The organism is Novosphingobium mangrovi (genome assembly GCF_022818885.1).
In the GTDB taxonomy this organism is placed as follows: Bacteria; Pseudomonadota; Alphaproteobacteria; order Sphingomonadales; family Sphingomonadaceae; genus Novosphingobium; species Novosphingobium mangrovi.
On record NZ_JALHAT010000012.1, the window covers coordinates 12,363 to 33,164 of the forward strand.

Annotated in this window: 31 protein-coding genes; 15 read left to right on the forward strand and 16 right to left on the reverse strand. The window is 65.0% G+C overall.

Annotated features, from left to right (window positions below):
* Positions 1 to 2 precede the first annotated feature (2 nt).
* The 11 genes from MTR65_RS08665 to hisB all read right to left on the reverse strand — a co-directional run bounded on the left by MTR65_RS08665 (position 3) and on the right by hisB (position 6,650).
* On the reverse strand, positions 3 to 908 hold the full coding sequence (locus tag MTR65_RS08665; protein WP_243799181.1) for a TonB C-terminal domain-containing protein: 906 nt from the start codon (positions 906 to 908) through the stop codon (positions 3 to 5).
* 16 nt (positions 909 to 924) lie between these two features.
* Positions 925 to 1,380: an ExbD/TolR family protein gene (locus tag MTR65_RS08670; protein ID WP_039390994.1), complete on the reverse strand. Its 456-nt coding sequence runs from the start codon at positions 1,378 to 1,380 to the stop codon at positions 925 to 927.
* 1 nt (position 1,381) lies between these two features.
* Positions 1,382 to 2,092, reverse strand: a complete 711-nt coding sequence (tolQ, locus tag MTR65_RS08675; RefSeq protein ID WP_226634399.1) for a protein TolQ — start codon at positions 2,090 to 2,092, stop codon at positions 1,382 to 1,384.
* On the reverse strand, positions 2,089 to 2,634 hold the full coding sequence (locus MTR65_RS08680) for a YbgC/FadM family acyl-CoA thioesterase (protein ID WP_243799183.1): 546 nt from the start codon (positions 2,632 to 2,634) through the stop codon (positions 2,089 to 2,091). Before MTR65_RS08680 ends, tolQ begins: the two co-directional genes overlap by 4 nt.
* Positions 2,635 to 2,776: 142 nt before the next feature.
* On the reverse strand, positions 2,777 to 3,154 hold the full coding sequence (locus MTR65_RS08685; RefSeq protein WP_213503596.1) for a histidine triad nucleotide-binding protein: 378 nt from the start codon (positions 3,152 to 3,154) through the stop codon (positions 2,777 to 2,779).
* A gap of 34 nt (positions 3,155 to 3,188) precedes the next feature.
* Entirely contained in the window at positions 3,189 to 3,527 is a 339-nt protein-coding gene (locus MTR65_RS08690; protein ID WP_243799186.1) for a phosphoribosyl-ATP diphosphatase, read from the reverse strand.
* A 57-nt stretch (positions 3,528 to 3,584) separates the two neighbouring features.
* Positions 3,585 to 3,758 carry a PEP-CTERM sorting domain-containing protein gene (locus tag MTR65_RS08695; RefSeq protein WP_243799188.1) on the reverse strand — a complete coding sequence of 58 codons (174 nt, stop codon included), beginning with the start codon at positions 3,756 to 3,758 and terminating at the stop codon, positions 3,585 to 3,587.
* A gap of 134 nt (positions 3,759 to 3,892) precedes the next feature.
* Positions 3,893 to 4,684: an imidazole glycerol phosphate synthase subunit HisF gene (gene hisF / locus MTR65_RS08700; RefSeq protein ID WP_243799190.1), complete on the reverse strand. Its 792-nt coding sequence runs from the start codon at positions 4,682 to 4,684 to the stop codon at positions 3,893 to 3,895.
* 4 nt (positions 4,685 to 4,688) lie between these two features.
* Positions 4,689 to 5,417 (reverse strand): 1-(5-phosphoribosyl)-5-[(5-phosphoribosylamino)methylideneamino]imidazole-4-carboxamide isomerase, encoded by a 729-nt coding sequence (hisA, locus tag MTR65_RS08705; RefSeq protein WP_243799193.1) that lies wholly within the window; start codon positions 5,415 to 5,417, stop codon positions 4,689 to 4,691.
* 1 nt (position 5,418) lies between these two features.
* Positions 5,419 to 6,048, reverse strand: a complete 630-nt coding sequence (gene hisH / locus MTR65_RS08710) for an imidazole glycerol phosphate synthase subunit HisH (RefSeq protein WP_243799195.1) — start codon at positions 6,046 to 6,048, stop codon at positions 5,419 to 5,421.
* Positions 6,048 to 6,650 (reverse strand): imidazoleglycerol-phosphate dehydratase HisB, encoded by a 603-nt coding sequence (hisB, locus tag MTR65_RS08715; RefSeq protein WP_148628873.1) that lies wholly within the window; start codon positions 6,648 to 6,650, stop codon positions 6,048 to 6,050. Before hisB ends, hisH begins: the two co-directional genes overlap by 1 nt.
* A 185-nt stretch (positions 6,651 to 6,835) precedes the next feature.
* On the opposite strand from hisB, the gene MTR65_RS08720 reads away from it, so the two are divergent.
* The 6 genes from MTR65_RS08720 to MTR65_RS08745 all read left to right on the forward strand — a co-directional run bounded on the left by MTR65_RS08720 (position 6,836) and on the right by MTR65_RS08745 (position 10,214).
* Positions 6,836 to 7,339, forward strand: a complete 504-nt coding sequence (locus MTR65_RS08720; RefSeq protein ID WP_243799198.1) for an SspB family protein — start codon at positions 6,836 to 6,838, stop codon at positions 7,337 to 7,339.
* A 69-nt stretch (positions 7,340 to 7,408) separates the two neighbouring features.
* Positions 7,409 to 7,909 (forward strand): hypothetical protein, encoded by a 501-nt coding sequence (locus tag MTR65_RS08725; protein WP_243799200.1) that lies wholly within the window; start codon positions 7,409 to 7,411, stop codon positions 7,907 to 7,909.
* Positions 7,910 to 8,009: 100 nt separating this feature from the next.
* Entirely contained in the window at positions 8,010 to 8,696 is a 687-nt protein-coding gene (gene gmk, locus MTR65_RS08730; protein ID WP_243799203.1) for a guanylate kinase, read from the forward strand.
* 141 nt (positions 8,697 to 8,837) lie between these two features.
* Entirely contained in the window at positions 8,838 to 9,674 is an 837-nt protein-coding gene (gene dapD / locus MTR65_RS08735; RefSeq protein ID WP_243799206.1) for a 2,3,4,5-tetrahydropyridine-2,6-dicarboxylate N-succinyltransferase, read from the forward strand.
* A 91-nt stretch (positions 9,675 to 9,765) separates the two neighbouring features.
* The gene (locus MTR65_RS08740; protein ID WP_243799208.1) at positions 9,766 to 9,990 is read left to right on the forward strand and encodes a hypothetical protein; all 225 of its coding nucleotides are present in this window, start codon (positions 9,766 to 9,768) and stop codon (positions 9,988 to 9,990) included.
* 5 nt (positions 9,991 to 9,995) lie between these two features.
* Entirely contained in the window at positions 9,996 to 10,214 is a 219-nt protein-coding gene (locus tag MTR65_RS08745; RefSeq protein ID WP_243799210.1) for a hypervirulence associated TUDOR domain-containing protein, read from the forward strand.
* A 68-nt stretch (positions 10,215 to 10,282) separates the two neighbouring features.
* On the opposite strand, the gene MTR65_RS08750 is transcribed toward MTR65_RS08745, so the two are convergent.
* On the reverse strand, positions 10,283 to 11,551 hold the full coding sequence (locus MTR65_RS08750) for a dipeptidase (protein ID WP_243799212.1): 1,269 nt from the start codon (positions 11,549 to 11,551) through the stop codon (positions 10,283 to 10,285).
* A 211-nt stretch (positions 11,552 to 11,762) separates the two neighbouring features.
* On the opposite strand from MTR65_RS08750, the gene MTR65_RS08755 reads away from it, so the two are divergent.
* Together MTR65_RS08755 and MTR65_RS08760 are read left to right on the forward strand one after the other, a co-directional pair.
* Positions 11,763 to 12,215, forward strand: coding sequence for a cupin domain-containing protein (locus MTR65_RS08755; RefSeq protein WP_243799214.1), 453 nt, complete (start codon positions 11,763 to 11,765; stop codon positions 12,213 to 12,215).
* A gap of 742 nt (positions 12,216 to 12,957) precedes the next feature.
* Entirely contained in the window at positions 12,958 to 13,245 is a 288-nt protein-coding gene (locus MTR65_RS08760) for a hypothetical protein (protein WP_243799216.1), read from the forward strand.
* Here MTR65_RS08760 and MTR65_RS08765 read toward each other — a convergent pair.
* Positions 13,227 to 13,670, reverse strand: a complete 444-nt coding sequence (locus MTR65_RS08765; protein WP_243799219.1) for a COG3650 family protein — start codon at positions 13,668 to 13,670, stop codon at positions 13,227 to 13,229. The genes MTR65_RS08760 and MTR65_RS08765 overlap by 19 nt on opposite strands.
* A 316-nt stretch (positions 13,671 to 13,986) precedes the next feature.
* Between MTR65_RS08765 and MTR65_RS08770 the strand changes: the two genes are divergently transcribed.
* Positions 13,987 to 14,268 (forward strand): hypothetical protein, encoded by a 282-nt coding sequence (locus MTR65_RS08770; RefSeq protein ID WP_226634426.1) that lies wholly within the window; start codon positions 13,987 to 13,989, stop codon positions 14,266 to 14,268.
* A 186-nt stretch (positions 14,269 to 14,454) separates the two neighbouring features.
* Positions 14,455 to 14,904: a hypothetical protein gene (locus MTR65_RS08775; protein ID WP_243799221.1), complete on the forward strand. Its 450-nt coding sequence runs from the start codon at positions 14,455 to 14,457 to the stop codon at positions 14,902 to 14,904.
* Between the two features lie 31 nt (positions 14,905 to 14,935).
* On the opposite strand, the gene MTR65_RS08780 is transcribed toward MTR65_RS08775, so the two are convergent.
* Together MTR65_RS08780 and MTR65_RS08785 are read right to left on the reverse strand one after the other, a co-directional pair.
* Positions 14,936 to 15,337: a hypothetical protein gene (locus MTR65_RS08780; protein WP_243799223.1), complete on the reverse strand. Its 402-nt coding sequence runs from the start codon at positions 15,335 to 15,337 to the stop codon at positions 14,936 to 14,938.
* A gap of 145 nt (positions 15,338 to 15,482) precedes the next feature.
* The gene (locus MTR65_RS08785) at positions 15,483 to 15,875 is read right to left on the reverse strand and encodes a YybH family protein (RefSeq protein ID WP_243799225.1); all 393 of its coding nucleotides are present in this window, start codon (positions 15,873 to 15,875) and stop codon (positions 15,483 to 15,485) included.
* A gap of 549 nt (positions 15,876 to 16,424) precedes the next feature.
* Here MTR65_RS08785 and MTR65_RS08790 point away from each other — a divergent pair.
* Positions 16,425 to 16,733 (forward strand): alkylphosphonate utilization protein, encoded by a 309-nt coding sequence (locus MTR65_RS08790; protein ID WP_243799228.1) that lies wholly within the window; start codon positions 16,425 to 16,427, stop codon positions 16,731 to 16,733.
* Here the strand turns inward: MTR65_RS08790 and MTR65_RS08795 are convergent.
* On the reverse strand, positions 16,717 to 17,070 hold the full coding sequence (locus MTR65_RS08795; protein WP_243799230.1) for a hypothetical protein: 354 nt from the start codon (positions 17,068 to 17,070) through the stop codon (positions 16,717 to 16,719). The genes MTR65_RS08790 and MTR65_RS08795 overlap by 17 nt on opposite strands.
* 149 nt (positions 17,071 to 17,219) lie before the next feature.
* Between MTR65_RS08795 and MTR65_RS08800 the strand changes: the two genes are divergently transcribed.
* From MTR65_RS08800 to MTR65_RS08815, 4 genes are all read left to right on the forward strand, one after another.
* Positions 17,220 to 17,645 (forward strand): OsmC family protein, encoded by a 426-nt coding sequence (locus MTR65_RS08800; protein WP_243799232.1) that lies wholly within the window; start codon positions 17,220 to 17,222, stop codon positions 17,643 to 17,645.
* 478 nt (positions 17,646 to 18,123) lie between these two features.
* Positions 18,124 to 18,540, forward strand: coding sequence for a hypothetical protein (locus MTR65_RS08805; protein ID WP_243799234.1), 417 nt, complete (start codon positions 18,124 to 18,126; stop codon positions 18,538 to 18,540).
* Entirely contained in the window at positions 18,537 to 19,295 is a 759-nt protein-coding gene (locus tag MTR65_RS08810; protein WP_243799236.1) for a hypothetical protein, read from the forward strand. Before MTR65_RS08805 ends, MTR65_RS08810 begins: the two co-directional genes overlap by 4 nt.
* A complete protein-coding gene (locus MTR65_RS08815; protein ID WP_243799238.1) occupies positions 19,211 to 20,719 on the forward strand; it encodes a hypothetical protein in 1,509 nt (502 codons plus the stop codon). Before MTR65_RS08810 ends, MTR65_RS08815 begins: the two co-directional genes overlap by 85 nt.
* Positions 20,720 to 20,802 lie beyond the last annotated feature (83 nt).

The following is a 20,802-nucleotide window of genomic DNA, read 5'->3' on the forward strand; positions in this document are numbered from 1 at the left end:
GGCTAGAGCCTTCTGTCAAAATTGGTGGTGACGACCTTCCACCCTTCGTACAGGTCGTCGGGAAGATTGAAAGGCGCGGCCAGCTTGACCGCGCGAATGGCCTGCTCCTGGTGGCGCGAGACCTGCGCCGCGTTCGAGGCGGTCCGGCCGCTTGTAGCGACGATTTGCGGCTCGCCGTCCAGCGTACCGTCGGGCTTGAGGCGGAAGCGCACCTTGGTCACGAGCAATTCGGCATCGGCGCCTTGCGGGGCCTGCCAGTGGGGTTTGAGCTGGCGACGGATCGCCGCGCCGAGCGCCGAGACCTGCTTGGGACCGATCGCGGCGGCGGGCGCCCCGCTACCCGATTCCGATGTGCCGCCCGAGATCCCATCAAGGAAATTAGAGCTGACCCGGCTGCCGCCCGCCTTCTTGGGCTCGGACGTGGCCTTGCTGCTGGAGGCGGAGGAGGACTTCGAACTCGGCTTGGAGACGATGTCGTCGATCGCGCTCGACTTGCGGCTCGAAGATGCCTTGGGCTTGGGTTCCGGTTTGGGCTCTGGCTTGGGCTTGGGCTTCGCCTTGGGGGATGGCTTGGGCGCAGCCCTGGGTTCGGGCGCGGGCGGTGTCGGGCGCTGCGCCTCGGGTTCCGGGGCCGGAGCCGCCTCGGCCGGGGTTTCGGGTTCGGGCAGCGCTTCGGGCGCAGGTTCCCCCAGCGTCGGCGCCATATCCGGCGCCGCCTGGCTGAAGGGATCGGGCGAGGTCGAGGTCATCCCCACCTCGTCGCTGATCGAGACCTCGATGCGTTCGGGCCGCGGCACGATTTCCTCGGGCGCCGGGCGCAGCAGCAGCACGCCCAGAAGCCCTGCGTGGAGGACAACCGCCACGACGAGACCAACGCCTTCATCCTTTCGCAGTGCAAGCGATGCCATGGCCCGTGAACCTACGTCAGCTTCCTGAACCGCCGCTGACGTCGGTCACCAGCGAGATCGAGGTGAAGCCAGCACGGTTGAGTTCGCCCATCACGCCCATGACGCGCCCGTAGTCGAGCGCCTTGTCTCCGCGCAGCGAGACGAGCGGCATCTTGCCGTCCGCGCCCGGCTGCACCGAAGCCAGGCGCTCGCCCAGTTCGCCTGCGGCCAGTTGCTGATCCTCGTAGAAGATTGCCCCGTCCCGGCGAAGGGTGATGGTGATCTGCTGGGTTTCCTCCGCCATTGCCTTGGCGCGGCTCTGCGGCAGTTCGATCGGCACGGCGGCCTTCAGAAGCGGGGCGGCCACCATGAAAATGATGAGCAGCACCAGCATGACGTCGACCAGCGGGGTCACGTTGATCTCGGCCATGGGGGCGCGGCTGCGCCCACCCCGGCCGCGCCGTCCTCCGCCGCCGTTGAGGCCCATCGCCATCTCAGCGCGACTCCAGCTGGCGGGTCAGCGCGGCGTGAAGCTTGTCGGCAAAGCGCTGGAGGCGCGATTCGACCATGTTCACGCGGTGCGAGAAGCGGTTGTAGGCGATCACGGCGGGGATCGCGGCGAAGAGGCCGATGGCGGTCGCAAAGAGCGCCTCGGAAATGCCCGGCGCGACAACCGCGAGCGAAGAATTCTGCTGCTGGCCGATCTGGAAGAAGCTGTTCATGATGCCCCAGACCGTGCCGAACAGGCCCACGAACGGCGCGACCGAGCCCACCGTTGCCAGGAAGTTCAGGCGATTGGAGAGGTTCTCGGCCTCTTCGCCCACAGACGAGGTCAGCGCGAGCGCAATGCGCTGGCGCGCGCCCTCGGCATCGAGCGTGGGCACTTGCGCGTTGCGGCGCCATTCGGCGAGGCCCGAGCCCGCGACCTTGCCCATCGGCACGTCGGCGCGGCGGCGCTCCTTCTGGAACGCCTCGAAGTTCTGCGCCTTCCAGAAGCCGTCCTCGTACTCGTCGCAGGTGCGGTTCACGCGGCCGATGCGCAAGGTGAAGGTGATGATGATCGTCCAGACCCAGACGCTGGCCAGGATCAGGCCCAGCATGATCGCCTGCACGACGATATCGGCATCGAGAAACAGGGTCACCGGATTGAGCCGGTCGCTGTCACCGGCAAAATCGAGCGTGGGGGCGAGCAGGTCGAGGATCATTCGTGTCCTTCCGGAGCGGATGCGGGCGTAATGGGATGAACGGGCGAGAAGGTGGCAAAAGCCTGCTGCCAGGCCTCGGGTTGACGGCGCGGTCGTCCATCACGGCCGATGAACCCGACCTTTACAACTCCTTCGGCCAGCTTGGTTTCCCCGCGCCAGGCGGTCTGGTGCAGGGTGCAGCGCACCTTGCCGACCTGCTGCGCGGTGGTCACGATGATGACGGTGTCCCCCAGCCGCGCAGGCGCGAGATAGCGCACATGGACTTCGGCCACGGTGTAGAGCCCCGAGCCATCTTCCAGGGCCGCGCTCTGGTCGATGCCCAGCACCTCGAGCAGATCCGAACGCGCGCGCTCGAACCAGGCGACGTAGTTGGCATGGTACACTACGCCCCCCGCATCGGTATCGTCGTAGTAGACGCGCAAGGGATAGTGGTGCGAGCCGCTGGCATCCTCGTTGCCGGAAGGAACGATGGTGCCGTTGACGGGCGCAAGCGAAGTCAGGGGAGAAGGGCTGGTCATCGTGCGCGGAGCAATAGCGCTCACATGATGCCCTGCAAAGAGAAGCTGCGTGTCACATACAGCCCGCAGGGCAGATTGTGGTTGAAAGGGGCTCCGCCGTCCGGCCAGCCGCCCCCTTGCTGCGACGATGCGTGCCAGGTCATCCCGGCACGCCCCGTGGAACGCGTCAGTCCGCGATCATCTGGAAGAACTGACGCCCGCCGAAGATGTGGACGTGCAGATGCGGGACTTCCTGGTGCCCGGCCTGCCCCATGTTGACCATGAGACGGTAGCCTGGCGTGTCGAGTTCCAACTGGCGCGTCACGTTGCCGACCGCGCGCATGAAGGCCGCGATCTCAGCATCGTCCGCCTTCGCGGTAAAATCGTCCCACGAGACATAGGCGCCCTTGGGGATCACCAGCACGTGGACGGGCGCCTGCGGGCGGATGTCGTTGAAAGCGAGCGCGACCTCGTCCTCGTAGACCTTGTCGCAGGGCAGTTCGCCGCGCAGGATCTTGGCGAAGATGTTGGCGTCGTCGTAGGGCTGCTTGGGATCGATGGGCATGGACGTCTCCGGCGTGGAACGAACGTGAAAAGTATCAGTCCTGGGCGCGCGCGGCCTTCTCGGCGATGCCCGACACGCCTTCGCGGCGGTCGAGCTCGGCGAGGACATCGGCAAACGGCACGCCCTTGGCGTTGAGCAGAACCATGAGGTGGAAGATCAGATCGGCCGCCTCGCCCACCAGCGCAGGCTCGTCCTCGGCGAGAGCGGCGATCACCGTCTCGGTGCCCTCCTCGCCGACCTTCTGGGCGATCTTCTTCAGGCCCTTGGCGTTGAGCTTGGCGACATAGCTCGACGACGGGTCGGCCTGGCGGCGCTGCGCGATGGTGGCTTCAAGGCGGGCCAGGGTATCGGATGGTGTATCGGGTGCGCTCATGGTGCGCCTGCCATGCGGCGCGCGGCCGCGCCGGTCAAGCCCGCTGTTGGGACCGTATCAGTCCCGTTCGCGACGACGCGAAAAACGGCGCCCCAGCACCACGCCCGCAATGCCCAGGCCCAACAGGAGAAGCCCGCTAGGTTCGGGCAGGCTCACGCCGTCCGCTGCATGTGCGGGCAGCGCCCCCAGCAGGATACCGACAAGGGCAACACACAAGACCTGGAACAGCATCGCCCTCTCCCAATGGCGCGAACTCGTGACTTGGGCCATTCCCGTAAGCGAGGCCTGTCTCAAGCCCTGAATACGCAATTGTCCAGGAATGAACCACACCGTTTCAGACCGGAGCCGCGCGACGGCGCCCCGGCTCAACCGTGGTGGAGCGACTGCCCCCGCGCCGGGAGCCCGGCCGCCCGCAGCGCCGCGTGGGCCTCGGCGATCGAATGGGTGCCGAAGTGGAAGATCGAGGCCGCCAGGACCGCGCTCGCATGCCCCTTGGTAACGCCCTCGACAAGGTGATCGAGATTGCCCACGCCCCCGCTTGCGACGACCGGCACGGACACGTTGTCCGCAATCGCGCGGGTCAGGTCGAGGTCATAGCCCTTCTTGGTCCCGTCGCCGTCCATCGAGGTGACGAGCAGTTCACCCGCGCCCAGGCTTGCCAGCTTCGCAGCGTGCTCCAGCGCGTCGATCCCGGTCGGGCGACGCCCGCCGTGGGTGAAGATTTCCCAGCGCTTGGGCCCGGTGCCATCATCCACCCGGCGCGCATCGACCGAGGCGACGATGCACTGCGCGCCAAAACGCGCGGCGATGTCCGAGACGACTTCGGGGCGCGCGACAGCGGCCGAATTGACCGCCACCTTGTCGGCGCCTGCCAGCAGCAGCGCGCGCGCGTCCTCGGCGGTGCGCACGCCCCCGCCCACGGTCAGCGGCATGAAGCACACTTCGGCGGTACGGCGCACGATGTCGAGCAGCGTGCCCCGGCCCTCGTGGCTCGCCGAAATGTCGAGGAAGCACAGTTCGTCGGCTCCGGCCGCATCATAGGCGCGCGCCTGCTCGACCGGATCGCCTGCGTCCTTGAGGTCGACGAAGTTGACGCCCTTGACCACGCGGCCTTCGGCCACGTCGAGGCAGGGAATGACACGGACGCGTACCGTCATGGGTTCAGTCCCTCTCGGCCATCTGCAGCGCCGCAGCGAGATCGAGGCGCCCATCGTAAAGCGCACGCCCGGTAATCACGCCCTCGATGCCGTCGTTCTCATGCAGCTTGAGCATGCGGATATCGTCGAGCCCCTTCACACCGCCGCTCGCGATCACCGGCATCTCGGTCTGACGCGCAAGGTCAACGGTCGCCTGGACATTGCAGCCCTTGAGCATGCCATCGCGGCCGATATCGGTGAAAAGCAGCGAGGCGACGCCTGCATCCTCGAAACGGCGCGCAAGGTCCACAACCGAAACGTCGGAGACATCGGCCCAGCCCTCGGTCGCGACCATGCCATCGCGCGCGTCGACGGCGACAACGATGCCGCCCGGGTATTCGCGCGCCATGTCCTTGACGAACTGCGGGTCCTTGAGCGCGGCGGTGCCCATCACGACGCGGCTGACGCCCAGGTTGAACCAGCCCGCGACCGCCTCGGGGGTGCGGATGCCCCCGCCCAGCTGCACATGCCCCTCGAAGGTCTCGAGAATGGCCTCGACCGCCTCACGGTTCTCGGCCTTGCCCGCGAACGAGCCGTCGAGATCGACGACATGCAGGAACTGCGAGCCAGCTTCGGCGAAGAGCGCGGCCTGGGCCGCCGGGTTGTCCCCATAGACGGTGGCGCGCGCCATATCGCCTTCGGCGAGACGCACGACCTGGCCTTGCTTGAGGTCGATGGCGGGAAAAACGATCATGTCAGGGCTTCCAGTCGAGGAATCGGGTCAGGAGGGCAAGGCCGTAGGCCTGGCTCTTTTCGGGATGGAACTGCACGCCCACGACGTTGTCCTGCGCGACCGCCGCAACCAGGCCGCCGCCATGGTCGGTCATCGCGGCAATCGCGTGGCCTTCATCGGGCACGAAGTGGTAGGAGTGCAGGAAGTAGGCTTCACCGGGCGCGATCAGGCCGTGGGCGGGATCGTGGCGGCCTACACCGACATCGTTCCAACCCATGTGCGGGACCTTGATGGCCGGGTCGTCGCGCTCGATCCGGCGCACCTCGCCCGCAATCCAGTCGAGCCCTGGCGTCGTGCCGAATTCGAGCCCGCGCGAGGCGAGCAGCTGCATGCCTACGCAAATGCCCAGGAACGGCGCGCCGCCGATCTGCACCCGCTCGTGCAGGGCATCGACCATGCCGGGGATCGCCCATAGCGCATCGGCGCAGGACTTGAACGCGCCCACACCCGGCAGCACGATCCGGTCAGCCGTGCGCACGAACATCGGGTCCGCGGTAATGGTAACTTTCTCGGCACCTGCGGCCTTCAGCGCATTGGCGACCGATTGCAGGTTGCCCGCGCCGTAATCGATGAGGGCCAGCTTCTCGGCCATCAGAGCGACTTGGCCCCGAGGATGCCCTTGGTCGAGGGGACCGCCCCGCCCTTGCGCGGGTCCAGCTCGACCGCGGTGCGCATGGCCCGCGCGAAGCCCTTGAAGATGCCTTCGCAGATGTGGTGGTTGTTGGTGCCGTAGAGCAGCTCGATGTGGAGCGTGATGCCGACCGCCTGCGCGATCGAGTGGAACCAGTGCTCGACCATCTCGGTGTCGAACTCGCCCAGTTTGTCCTGCGTGAAGCCCGCCTTCCAGACAAGGTAGGGTCGGCCCGAGATATCGAGCGAAACACGGCTCAGCGCCTCGTCCATCGGCGAATTGACGTCGCCGTAGCGCCCGATGCCCGCCTTGTCGCCCAGCGCCTCGGAGATGGCCTGACCGATGGCGATGGCGCTGTCCTCGGTCGTGTGGTGCTGGTCGACGTGCAGATCACCCTTGATGCGGCAGGTGATATCGATCAGCGAATGGCGCGAGAACTGCTCGATCATGTGATCGAGAAAACCGATGCCGGTCGTGACATCGTAATGGCCGGTGCCGTCGAGATTGACCTCCACATGGATGTCGGTCTCGTGAGTCTTGCGGGTGATCGAGGCTGTACGCATGAAATGGGCCTATAAACCTGTGCGAGCGGGAATCAATCGCATGCGTTGTTCGCGCCCACTTTCCGTTTGCATCCGTATGGCCAGCGGCGGCCTGAGGTATTTTGGACGCGCGCGCGCACGAAATGGTGCAAAAATGAGTCCGTTGTGGCTTGACCCCAAGCCCAACGATGCGCACCTAGAGCGCGATGAACGATACGCCACCCGATAGCCTGATCCCTTACGATGAAATCGTGCAGGAAGCCCTGCGCGCCGTCGTGGGACGCGTGCTGGGCCAGGTCGAAGCCACCAATGGCGTCCTGCCCGGCAATCACCATTTCTACATCACGTTCAAGACGGGCGCCCCGGGAGTTTCCATTCCCCCGGAACTGAAGGCCCGTTTTCCGGACGAGATGACCATCGTTCTGCAGAACAAGTTCTGGGACCTTGCCGTCAGCGAGGACAGCTTCACGGTCAGCCTGAGCTTCAACCAGATGCCCTCCAAGCTCGACATTCCCTTCTCGGCGATCACTGCGTTCGTCGATCCGGCAGTCGATTTCGGCCTCCAGTTCCAGGCCATGGAAGGCGACGAGGACTTCGACGAGACGCTCCCGGCCGAGAACGACCCGATGGAACGCGACATTGCCTCACGCGTTACCCCCAGCGAAGACGGCTCGAACGTCGTCTCTGTGGATTTCGGCAAGAAGCCGTAGTCGGCCCCGCGTGGCCGCCTGCACTTCAAGACGCGGCCCTCGAGCCGCACCAGGATGGAAACGCGCACGATGGCAGGCAGGAAAGAGGCAGAACCGATCGCTCCGCTGACGGTGGAAGTGGATCGTCCATCCCCTCTGCCCGCCGATGCGCAGCAAGCGCAGGTCACCCCGGGCCTCAGCCCGGGCCTGCGTTACGTGAAGCGCGCCGACACCAAGCTGCCTGCTGCGCGGGTGCTGGGGCCCAGCCCCAACCCCGCGACCAACCTTGCCATTGCCGACATCGCCCTTCGCGCCACTTCGATGATCGCGCGCCAGGCCGTGGAACGCGCGCTGCTTGGCCGCGCCTATGCGCCGCGCAAGGCGCGCCAGATCCTGCGCGGCCGCTCGATGGCACAGGTGCTCCTGCACCGCTCGATCGCCAAGGTTGCCATGCGCTCGATCCCCGGCGCTCTGGTGGTGGGCGGAAGCCTCATCGCCAAGACCTTGTATGACCGGCATAAAGAGCACAAGGCTGCGGCCTCGGGCGCCGGCAAGATCGAGGAAATGGCCAAGGACGGCGCCGAAGACTAGGCCCGCCTCCGCCCGCCTGCATGTTCCCGAATGGTGGAGGTTTCGCCGTTTGCGGGCCGGTTCCGCTTGATTTGCGCAAGGTCTGTCTGCATCGGGAGGCATGCCCAGCGACACTTCCCCCACCCTTTCCGCCCATGACGAAGGCAACGCGCTCGACCGGCGCGGCCTGATGCTGATCCTCTCCTCGCCCTCGGGCGCGGGCAAGACGACGATTTCGCGCATGCTGCTCGAACGCGATCCGCACATCCGCAACTCGGTTTCGTGCACCACCCGCGCGCCGCGTCCGGGCGAAGTCGATGGCCGGGATTACCACTTCGTCGGCCAGGACCAGTTCGACCGCATGGCCGAGGACGGCGAGTTCCTCGAATGGGCCCACGTCTTCGGCAAGAGCTACGGCACCCCCAAGGCGCAGGTGAAGGCCGGGCTCAAGGCCGGGCAGGACTACATCTTCGACATCGACTGGCAGGGCACCCAGCAGCTTTATCAGAAGCTGGAACGCGACGTCGTGCGCATCTTCCTGCTGCCCCCCAGCATCGAGGAGCTGCGTCGCCGCCTTACCGGGCGCGGCACCGACAGCGCCGAAGTCATCGCCGCGCGCATGGAACGCGCCCGTTCGGAAATCAGCCACTGGGACGGCTACGATTACGTCGTGGTCAACGATGACATCGACGCCTGCTTTGCCAAGGTGAAGCAGATCCTGGCTTCCGAACGCCTGCGCCGCGCCCGCCAGACCGGCCTCATCGGCTTCGTGCGCGGCCTCATGGAGCCCGACGACGAACTGGGCTGACCGCTTGCCTCCGGAGGCGGACGAAAGATTCGAACACGCTTCGCCCCACCGCAATCCTTTTTCTTGTTCTGCGCGCCCCGCCGCGATAGGCGCAGCGCCGAAACGTACCTGCAACCCATCTTTTTCCCGGAGACACCCCAGATGTCCGATATCGAAACCGCGATCGAAGCCGCCTTCGAAGACCGCGCCAACGTGACCCCTGCCAGCGAGGACGTGCGCAAGATCGTCGACGAGGCGCTCGGCCTGCTCGATTCGGGCAAGGCGCGCGTGGCCGAGCCCGACGGCGAAGGCGGCTGGAAGGTCAACCAGTGGCTCAAGAAGGCGGTTCTCCTCTCGTTCCGCCTGAACGACAACGCGCCGATGGAATACGGCTCGGCCGGCGCGCCCGCGTTCGACAAGGTGCCTCTGAAGTTCACCGGCTGGACCGAAGCCGACTTCAAGGACGCCGGCATCCGCGTGGTTCCGGGCGCGGTCGTGCGCCGCAGCGCGCACATCGCCAAGGGTGTGGTGCTGATGCCCTCGTTCACGAACCTGGGCGCTTTCGTGGGCGAAGGCACGATGGTCGACACCTGGGCCACCGTCGGCTCGTGCGCGCAGATCGGCAAGAACGTCCACATCTCGGGCGGCGTGGGCATCGGCGGCGTGCTCGAACCGCTCCAGGCAGGCCCTGTCATCATCGAGGACAACTGCTTCATCGGCGCGCGTTCGGAAGTGGCCGAAGGCGTGCGCGTGGGTGAAGGCGCCGTGCTCTCGATGGGTGTCTACCTCGGCGCCTCGACCAAGATCGTGAACCGCGCAACCGGCGAAGTCCACGTCGGCTACGTGCCGCCCTACTCGGTCGTCGTGCCCGGCACCCTGCCTGGCAAGCCGCTCCCCGACGGCACGCCCGGCCCCTCGCTCTACTGCGCGGTGATCGTGAAGACCGTCGACGCGCAGACCCGCTCGAAGACCGGCATCAACGACCTCCTGCGCGACTGATCGCGTAAATCCTGCGAGCCACGCAGGAACATATCGGCGCCATGTCGCGTTCCTTTCCGGATAAGCACAATATCTGCGGAAAGGATGCGACATGGAACGCCCCCCTACCGAAACGCACATCGACGAGGACGCCGCCCGCGGCGGCAGCACGCCCCATATCGTGCGCTATGTCCTTGGTATCAGCCTCGCCCTTGCCATCATCGGCCTCTCGCTCGCCTGGATGACCGGCGCGCTGCTCTCGAGCGAGGAAGAAGAAACAGCCGCCTCGGGCGCCAATGCCGAGAGCGTGATGCAAGCCCCGGACGAGGCGGCCTGAAGCCGATGGCCAACGACTTTGACAAAGGTACCTGTGTGCGCTGGAACTGGGGGGATGGCTCCGCCAGCGGCACGGTCACCGAGCGCTTTGAGAGCCGCGTCACCCGCACCATCAAGGGTAGTGAGATCGTGCGCAACGCCAGCGCTGACAATCCCGCCTACCTGATCGAGCAGGATGACGGAGCGCAGGTCCTCAAGAGCGCCTCGGAACTGGAAAAGGCCTGAAACCCCTTCGCATCCCCTCGGTCACGAAAAGAAGATGCGCGATAAACCGAAGCCGCTTGTGCCTCCCCTCAGAACGCCGTTGGCGATTCGATGGCGGGGTCCTCCGCATGTGCCCCGGCATAGGCTTCCGCTGCCTTGAGCACGCGCATCATGTTGCGGCTGGAAATCTTCTCCAAGTCGTCTTGGGCAAAGCCGCGCCGCGCCAGTTCGGTGAAAAGCGCGGGATAGGCCGAGACGTCGGGCATGCCTTCGACCCCGACAGATCCCCCGTCGAAATCGCCGCCGAGGCCGATGTAGTCGGTGCCGATGCGCTTGGCGATATATTCGACGTGATCGGCGATCTGCGCCACGGTTGCGACCGGCTTGGGATGCGCGGAAATCCAGCTTTCCATGCCCGCCTCGGCCGTTTCGGGCGCGTTGGGATAGAGCGACTTCAGCCGCGCGGCTTCGCCCAGACGGCTGGCCTGCCACTGGCGCAGGTCCTCGCTGACGTAGCTGGGGTAGAAGTTCACCATCACGATGCCGCCGTTGGTCTTGATCCGGTCGAGAATCGCGTCAGGCACGTTGCGCGGGTGACCATCGACACCTTGCGCGCCCGAGTGGCTGAAAATCACCGGCGCGCGCGCCACGTCGAGCGCATCGGCCATGGTCTTGGGCGAGACATGGCTGAGATCGACCAGCATGCCGATACGCTGCATCTCACCCACGAGATCCTTGCCGAAATCGGTCATCCCGTCATGCTCGGGGGCGTCGGTAGCACTGTCAGCCCAGGGCGTATTCTTGAAGTGCGTCAGCGTGAGATAGCGCGCGCCCAGTTCGTACATCTGGCGCACGACGCCCAGCGACGAACCGATCGAATGCCCGCCTTCCATGCCGATGAGCGAGGCGATCTTGCCCGCCTTGCGCGCGGCTTCAACCTCGGCTGAACTGGTCGCGTACATCATCTCGTCCGGGTGCGCGGCGATGATCCGCTTCATGACGTCGATCTGCTCCAGCGTCGCCTGCACCGCCTGCTGCTCGTTCAGCATGGCCGAGACGTAGACCGACCAGAACTGGGCGCCGACCTTGCCCTCGCGAAGGCGTGCAAGGTCGGTCTGCATCGGCCCCTTGCCGTTCTCCGGATCGGCCGTGTTCATCGTGTCGGCGAAGTCGAAGCCGGCAAGGATGTCCTGACGCCGCTCGCGCAGCTGCTCGGGCACGTCGTTGTGGCCGTCCCAGACCGGCGCGTTGCGCAGCGCGGCGGCCGCCACATCGGCGGGCGAAGTCGCGGCCTGCCCGCTCACCGGCCACGTCACGGCGGTGGCAAGAACAAGGGCGAGCAGCGAAGGGCGGGACATAGAGGAACACCTTGTGGGAATTGGGAGACGGCCAAGGTGGCGCAGCCGCCCTGCCCCACGCAAGAGCCAATTCACCGGAACCCAAGGTATTTACGCGAAAAAGCCGCGATGCCCCGGTCCGGTCGCCCCACGTTCACGCGCCCGGTTGCCCTTGGCGCCCACATCGGCGATCCTCCGCTATCTCCCCTGCCAACCACCCGAAGGACACTGCATGCACGCTCCTCCAAGCCCCGCAGCCCTGATCGAGCGCCTTGGCCTGATCCCGCACCCTGAGGGCGGCTGGTACAAGGAAACCTGGCGCGCGCCCGCCCCGGACGGGGAGCGCGCGGGCGCAACGGCAATCCATTTCCTGCTCGAAGCGCACCAGCGCTCCCACTGGCACCGGGTGCTCGATGCGGACGAGATCTGGCTGTGGCATGCGGGCAGCCCGCTCGCCCTGGCCCAGTCCGAAACCGACGCCGGACCGGTACGACAGCAGATCCTTGGCGGCGACATCCTCAATGGCGAGGCGCCGCAACTGCGCGTGCCCAAAGGCTACTGGCAGGCGGCCTGGCCGCTCGCACGCGGCGCGCCGGGCTGGACGCTGGTCAGTTGCATCGTCACCCCCGGCTTCGATTTTTCGGTGTTCGAACTGGCCGCGCCGGGGTGGGCTCCGGGCGACTGACGGAAGCCGGGCAAAAAAATAGCAGGGCACTGCAGGTCTTGGGCCTGCTTGCGCCCTGCACGGTCTCCCCTCCCTCGGTGTCCGTTCGTGTGTTCCTTCGCCGTTCGTCAGTTCAAGGCGAGGTCCATTCGTTGTGGTCGGTCCGACTTCGTGGCCGGGACCGTACCGGCCTGCACGGCTCTCAGCCGCGCAGCTTCTCCTCCAGCTTCACATCCCCGAGACGATCTGCCTCTTCCACCTGGATCACCTGCCCCACGCCTTCTTGTTGGCGTGTTCTCAACGTGGGCCAGCCGGTCCGTATCGGCGAAAGCGCCAGATCGTCCGCTCGGGGGTCAGGGTGGGCGCACAGGGGGTGAACAGTGCGCCCGAGCTCTACAAATCCAGAAGCGGCTCCGAACGCCCCGTCATCGACAGGGCGTATACAACCAGACCAGCGTTAAGCATTGCCAGAAATTGCTTCATGACACGCATCCTCTTCCCGAAGACGTCCCGACTTTGGCGTGAGATCATCTTCTTTTCCCGTAGACGCCGTCTAGCAGAATCAGCCGCTGAAGAAAAGTAGTTTGCGCAATTTTCGATTAAAAAACAGATATTTTGCAATGCAATAGGATTCCCGAACCGGGAAGTACTGCTATTTCTCCTGCACAAACAAGGCGCCTGGCGCATCGGACCGGCGATGTATGGTGGAACCATCTTGCCCCTGCGGCATTGAATTTGCGGAAAGGGGCAAAGGAGAAACTTCGTGCCGTATACCAAGCCACTGGTTCTGGCCGTGTCGGCGTCGTTCCTTCTTGGCGGCCTCACTGGCGCCGTGATGCCTACACAGATGAAGGCCCCGATCGGCCCCGACTGGCGCGACAAGTACAACGCCCCGCTTCAGCTCGACAGTCCCAGCTTCTATGTCGAACCCGGCCCGCAGGACCTCACCCCGGCCCGGGCCGAGGTTGATGCGCCCACCGGGATCACCCCTGCCGTTGCCATGGATATCCCCGCAGGGCCGGTCGAAACCGCTCAGCTTGCATCGCGATAAGGATTGGCCGCGCTCCATGCGCAGCCCTGGCGTGTCGTGGCGCCATCGGCCAGAGTTGCCGTGAACGGATAGCTGCGATCCGACATGCCATCGCTGCACTCCCCTTGCGTGATGGCCAGCGTCCAGACCTCGCCATCCCGTTCCCCGCTGAAAGAGAGCCCTCCGCGCCCCGCAAAGCGCGTGACCGCGATCTCCTGCCCTTTCGGCAGATCGGGCGCAGTGTAGATCATCTGCCCACGCTCCACCCGCACACTCCAGAATGGTTCGGTTCCGCTGGCCTGCACGGTTTCATCCGGCGCGATGGCGCTCCAGGGACGCGAATCATCAGCATCGCCGGGCACCGACTCGGAATTCGACTGGCATCCTGCAAGAATCAGCGCCGCAAGACCGCCCACGAGGACATGTTCGACATACGTACGACGCATTGGCATTCCAGATGATCCTCCAACCCGGGTTCTCACGTCCCCCTCTGCCTGCTCCGGCCGCGAAGTGCAAAAAGGTTCGAGGGCGATTTTTTATCCGACACGCGAATATCAATACGCCATAGCGATTGGACTTATGAAAACTCGAGTTTCGTTTCGCGCTAAATCTCATGGATTTAGAGTCAATGTTGCACTTTTTGCACCATTTGGTTCCGAAATCTGCATTGCACGCAAGGGCGATTCTGCGGATGCTGCATCGCAACAAAGACAAGAGGTGCCAGGGCAAGTCCTGCAACCCGAACCACATAAGGATTTTGCCATGTTCAAGACGATTTTCACCGCCGCTGCCGTTGCCGCCGTTGCTCTTCCCGCCGCGGCCCAGGCCAGCGAAGCTCGCAACTTCTCGCACGAGGGTGTCGATTACGCCTACACCTCGCAGCAGAAGGGCAAGATCACGGTCATCGAAGGCAAGGCCGAAGGCCGCGTCCCCTTCCGTCTCTACGTCAAGGGTGACCGCGTGACCGGCATGTACAACAACCGTTACGTCAGCTTCACCAAGGACGAAGTCCTGCACGACAACGTCCTCGCTGCCGCGAACTGATCGCAGGCCGCGCGAACGGGACCTTTCCTCCTCTCTCCCAACCCCGTTCGCTGCAGAGCCAGCGCACAAAGGGCGCCTTCCCCGTGGAAGGCGCCCTTTGTGCGTCCGCGCCACTCCGGGTATGACGAAGCTTCAAGGCGCCCTCGAAATGTGGGCGCGCCGAACACGACACGAGATGGATGGGTAATGCGCGTACTGATCTGGTTTCTGGCGATTGCCAGCCTCGCGTTTCTTGGTGGAGCGCTGATCAGCAGCGACCTTGGCCACTCACTGCGACGCTACAGCGCAGGCGAACCGGACACCATCGGCCAGGGACCCGGCATCCACGACCCCTACGTCGATCTGCGCGACGCGAGGCCAGCTCCTTACGAAATCTACCAGGCGCCCGAAAACCTGCCCGGGGATGCCAGCGATGGCGAGATGAATGCCGCGGGCTCACACGAGTTGCCGGACTGGTTGTTCCCGTCGCCAGCGGACGGCTCCGCCCCTGCCCCGACGGCACCCTACGCGCAGGCTCCGCGCCCCGAACGATCAGAGAGCCGCTCGGGGGCGACAAGCCCTACGCTCGATGACGCCGCCCGGCGCGCGCAGAAGGCCGCGCAGGCCGTCCGCGATGCCGAGAATGCGCTGAACTGACCGTAACCATCCCGGATCCCACGATCCAGGATCAGTGCTTCAGGCGAGACTCGCGGCGTCCCGGCACGATCCGGATCTGGAGTTCGCCCCCGGACGCGGCGACATCGTACTCGGCACTGATCTCCTGCATCTTCGTGCGGATCCACGCCTCGTCGGCGTCCATCGCAATGGGATAGCGCGCGATCACCATGCCATCGAGCGTGTCGACCACGCAGAAATGTCCGGTCCGGGATTGCTCCTGCAGAGCATCGAGATCGACACCTTCAGCGAGGTCCCATTGGCCGCGGTCGCGCGAGCGGATGCGGCGGCCGCAGTGACGGCAGGTGCAGGTCACGACCCCGTCGGCATCGCGGCTTCGCGCTCCGGCCGGAACGTGGCGACGCGTGTACCAGCACGGTGCCAGTGTCGGGGATGCCCCACTTCGGCTCAGCATCTCGGCGTCTCCTCCTTGCGTAAATTCCCTCTATGCCAGGATAGGAACGAAATGCCTTCGCGGCGTAAATCTCGGACTACGCACTTTTCCTCGAGGGATCGTGTTAATGAGGCATGACGTGGAGATCGATGGTTACGGCACAGCGTTAAGCGAGAGTAAGAAAGATTTCCGCTTCGATGACCCAGCCGCCCGGCCCTTGGCGCCACTTCGCGACATAGCTGCCCGAGGCCGCCGGCCCATCGGCGCCAGCCACGGTCCCTTCCCAGGCCCCGTACTCCATCGCGATGGGCTCGATGGCGGACACCTCGATCCGATCGGGAAGGCGCGCGTAGACCATCCGCCCCGGGCTCGCGAAGTCGCGCTTCCACACCTTCACCTGCGCCATGCGCCCGGCAATGACCGCGCTGTCGGTGCCCGTGAGCATTACACAGTCGCGCGCGAGAATCGGCCCGATTGCCGTGGCATCGCCTTCGCGAATCGCGGTGTTGAAGGCCGCACGGCGTGCCCGGATGGCCAGTTCGGTCGAATGGTCGGTCATGGGGGCGCTTTTCTCCTTGTACAGGCCGGGACTGCCTCGTGCGCCTCTAGCCCGTTTTCCGACAGAACCAAACCGGCATGGCCACCGCCAGGACGCACGCCGAAACGTGCCGCGAAAGTCTGGCTAAACAGCTGCAATCAAATTCTTTTTGATGATGTGAACAATTTGCAACAACGCGAGGGCCTCTTCCCTTGCGGCCGGGCGCACGAGTGCTAGAGGGGGCGGCAGCCAGCGGGATCGCTATCCAGCAGGCGGGCACCGTGAAGGGCGTTTTTTGTCGATACGACGAGGTCCCTTACAATCGGCCCCACGGCCTTTCCCAAGAGGCCAAGAGTTTTCATGCGAGCGCGTCGAACCTTGTCGTTTCCGCCTCGCACGGTCCGGCGTGACCGCTCCTGTTGGCTTTCGGGTCGCAGGAGCGCGGAGCGGGGACAGGAGCGACGTGTCCCTCTCTCCTGTCCCTGCTTCGCAACCTGCGACCCACGTTTTTACGCTCCCAATTTCCCGTGCACTCTGCCATGGCCCGGGCCTTGCCCGGAAGGATCCCGCATGAGCGACGACGAAGACTACGTGTACGATGAAGAGAGCGGCGAGTGGATGCCCGCGAGCGAACTGGCGGCCAAGCGCGCGGCACAGGACGTCGTCGAGGTGCGCGACGCGGTAGGAAACCTGCTGGCCGATGGCGATGCCGTCACGCTGGTCAAGGACCTTGACGTGAAGGGCGCGGGCCAGACGCTCAAGCGCGGCACGCTGATCCCTTCGATCCGCCTTACCGGCGACACCCAGGAAATCGACTGCAAGTATCCGGGCATCAAGGGTCTGGTCCTGCGCGCCGAATTCGTCAGGAAGCGGTCCTGACGCGCCCATGACCTCGCTGCAGGCGCCGTGTCAGGCGCCTGCGGTTGGCCGCCACCCGGGGTGAATAGACCGCCAGCATCGTCTGCATCACCTGTTCCGGCGCCATCGGCCCTGCCCGCGCAAGGCGCTGCGACAAGCTGAAGGCGGCGGCCAGCTTCTCGATCACCATCCGCTCCGCCTCGCGCCCGTGTCCCGGCCGCTCGAACGCGATCATGGCGGTCCGCATCGCGATGACGCTGGAGGCCTCCGCCCACATCCACCAGGCCTCACCGGCCAGTTGCAGCCAGTGCAGCGCCGCAGTGGGCGGCGCATTCGAAGTGGACGTGGCAGCGGGCATCGGGACGACTCCTTGGTGGGCGAGCGAGTATCCTCCCAAACCATGCTGCAGTGCAACAAGTTCCGCCCCCAAATCCGCTATCCGGGGAACTACGCGCAGCCTTCACGCGCTTGGGAGACAAGTACCCAGCAAAGGAAGGAATGCCCCAGATGAGCGTCAACATCGCCACCGCCCGCTACGAAGGTCTCGGCAAGGACGGCAAGGGCCATGTCGCCACGAAATCCGGCGCGCTCGACGCGCCCTACGGTTTCCAGACCCGCTTCGAGGACGCCGCCGGCACCAATCCGGAAGAGCAGATTGCCGCGGCCCATGCCTCCTGCTTCACGATGGCCACCAGCTTCGCGCTGGCAGGCGAAGGCCATACCGACGGCAGCCTGGAAACGACCTGCAAGGTGACTCTCGAGAAGGATGGCGACGGCTTCAAGGTCTCCAGGAGTGCCCTTTCGCTAAACGCGAAGGTCCCCGGCCTCGACAAGGCGAAGTTCGAGGAGATTGCCGCAGGGGCCAAGGCGAACTGCCCGATCTCCAAGCTCCTCTCGTGCGAAATCACACTCGAGACGACGTTCGCCTCGTAGGCTCGCGCCACTCCCGATTCGCGCAGGACCCCGGACCGGAGGTCGCGGTTCCTGCGCAAATCACAGCTTCCACCCTGCTTTGGTCCGGGAACTCAGGACACGGACCGCCCCACAGGAAAACTATTTATAACAATAACCTGCTCAAGTCAGGAACTCTCGACAGGGCGGCACATGAAGGACAGGTTCAACAAGGTTCTTGACAATTTCCACGCAATATGGAGCAAATAGCGAACATGCAAATGTGCTTTTCTGCATCGCCTGATGGCAAACGGCAGGAAAACCCTTCCCATCCTCATATTCCCAGAATTGCGCGGCCCTCCTGCGGCATGCGCTCCCGGTTGCGGTGACCTCGACAGACAGCCCGTGACAGCACTCGGCGGACCACCGGCGAGCGCTGTCGCGCGGCAACCGCGCCTCACCCTCCCCTTGCCGCTTTTGCTTCATCCCTTTCGTGCCGGCTGATCAAGGATTTGCGACCATGCCATTCGAACTGAACCTGACCGCCTTTCGGCATGCGCCGTGGGGCGGAACTACCGGTCTTGCCGACCTCGTGCGCATGAACGACGACTGGTCCCTCGCCCAGTTCAGCTGGGCTTTCTCCAGTTCTCCGGGTGGCGCCAACGCCTTCACTCTCGAAACGGCGGCCGAGGGCGCCGAGGGCGTCAGCTCGAATTTCGATCCCGACTATCCGCACCCCACCAGCGCAGACGTCGTCGGCGGGACCACGATCCGCCCCCAGATCGACCAGGCCACACTCGAGGCCGTCGGCGATACCCGCCCCGAGAAGGAGGAGATCGAACTGCACCACACGCTTTACGTGACTCCTCCCGGAGAGCCTCGCCGCGTCCTGTGCTTCGGCCGGTTCACGATCAAGAAGGGAGCGCCCACGCTATGAAGACGCATATTACCATCACGGAAGGACCGCTCGCCATCGTTGAGGAGCGCGACGATCGCACTCTGGTCTATGCTGGCGAGAACACCGCCGAAGCCCGGCGACAGAACGAGATCGCCAAAGGCATGGTGGACGGCGCGGCGCAGGATGTCGTCGATGCCCGGGACGACGCACTGGTCCAGGTGGCCGACGAAGGCAACGCCAAGATCGCCCTGGCTCAGGCCTGGGCCGAGAGCTCGATCGCTCCGAACGGGACCGGCACGCGCAGTGCACGTTCCTGGGCGGATCAGGCCGCGATTTCATCCAGTACTGCAGAGGCCTTTGCAAGCCCGACCTACGCCGATACGGCGAGCGGGCTGGCCGCGACCTCCGACGGAGAGTCCTTTGCGGTCATCAACGATGGCATCGTCACGATCTACCTGAACGCGTCGGGAAGTCCCGTTGAGCAGCGCAACCTTGCAACAACCGCCTATCTGGCCTCGATATCCGGCGCGACAGCGATCGGGGCGCGCGACGGGAGAACCGCGCAGGAGCGCTTCGACCGACAGATCGTCAAGAGCATCGCATCCGACGTGTCGGCCGACAACGCCGGTTGGCTTCAGGCCGCGATTGACGATCCCGACCGGGACGAGATCTGGCTTCCGCCCGGTCCGATCACGATCGCCTCGTCACGATGGGCCCTTGCCATGACATCGTCTTCAACGACCTCATCTTCGAAAGCACGCTTTCAGCGACCTCTCGTAATCTCTACGGTCTGATCCATTGCGGCAACAACGATTTGGAGCGCATCACGTTCAACCGCTGCCGCTTCACCGCTCCGCAGGCCTATGTGAACGCACTGAAGTTTGTCTTTGACGACGCCCCGAACGGGGGCTTCGATATCGTCTTCAATGACTGCGTGATCGATGGCGTCGGCCGAATGGGAATCGAAGTGCAGAATCACGGAGTGGGTACGGCCGAACGCTACGGACGCATCCGCTGGCGGGGCGGCAAGGTCGTCAACACCGGCCTCCTTGGCCAGGTTTCGTTCCAGGGCGGCTCCGTCCAGGTTTCCGCAGGGCAAACCATCGTTGGCGCAAGTTCGGCCTCGACAGCCGTCGTCAAGGCCGTGGTTCTCAGTTCGGGCACCTGGGAGGCCGGCGACGCGACGGGCTACTTCGTGGTCGAAGACTGGGCCTCCCAGTTCGCCAATGCGGAGACGATCGAAGCGAACGGCGTCGTTGCGGCGACGTGCACGGGCTTCAACGGCAACGGGCAGGCATTTTCGTTCTCCGGCTATGGCCTCGACGGCGAGATCTCCAATTGCCAGATCGAGAACGCAGCTTACGCCGGGATCGAGAACGTCGGCTTGTCGCACCTCACCGTGGCCAACGTCACGGCACGCGATCTCGTCCGCGGGGGCGGCGGATGCCGCCCTATCGCCTACACCCACGAGCGCCCGATGAGGGGGGGCAACGTCACCAACTTCCAGTGCCTTACACCTGCCAGTGGCCCGGTGACTTTCGCCAACCAGATCGACTTGCGCACCTCGCACAACCTGTTCAACTGCTCACAGGTCATCTACCGCGGATCACGCAACGCCAAATCGGTACAGGACGCCTATATCTGCTCCTCGGGCCCAGCGCTGTTCTGCACACTCGCCGCCAACGAGGGTCTGTATACGGACTACAACACGTGGACAGACCTGGACATCGACCATTCGGCCGCGGCGACCCCGTTTGCCATGGTCCGCTTCCAAGGTGCCAACACGCAGGGCAACCGGATCAAGGGCTTGCGCTTCAAAGCCGCTTCAGGCGGAGCGTTCGCGGACAACGACGCCGGAAGCGGACCTGCCGCGGGGCTCGCGTCGAACAACTTCATCGTCGGCCTGGTCGAGGACTACAACGGGCAGGGCCGCCCCGCGCCGACCCTCACATTTCCCAGTGACACGAGCTACGACGTCTCCACGCTCTCCTCCTGGCCCGCCCTGACCGCCGCGCCCTATGTGACGATCGCTGGCGCACTTTCGGCAACGCGTGAGCTACGCATCCCCAACAACATTCCCGGACGCCTCGCGCTTCTGAACACCGCGACCTCCCCCGTCTCCGTGAAGCGTACCGCAGGCGGGGCAGCCGCGCTCGTACACACCGCCGCCACGGCTGCGGTCACGCGCAGCGGGAACGACATGGTGCTCGTCGGCTGATTACCGAACAAGGAACGCCCCGGCTCTCTGCGGCAACATCGCGGGAGAACGCCGGGGCGTTTGTGCATCGGCGCGCCACGTCG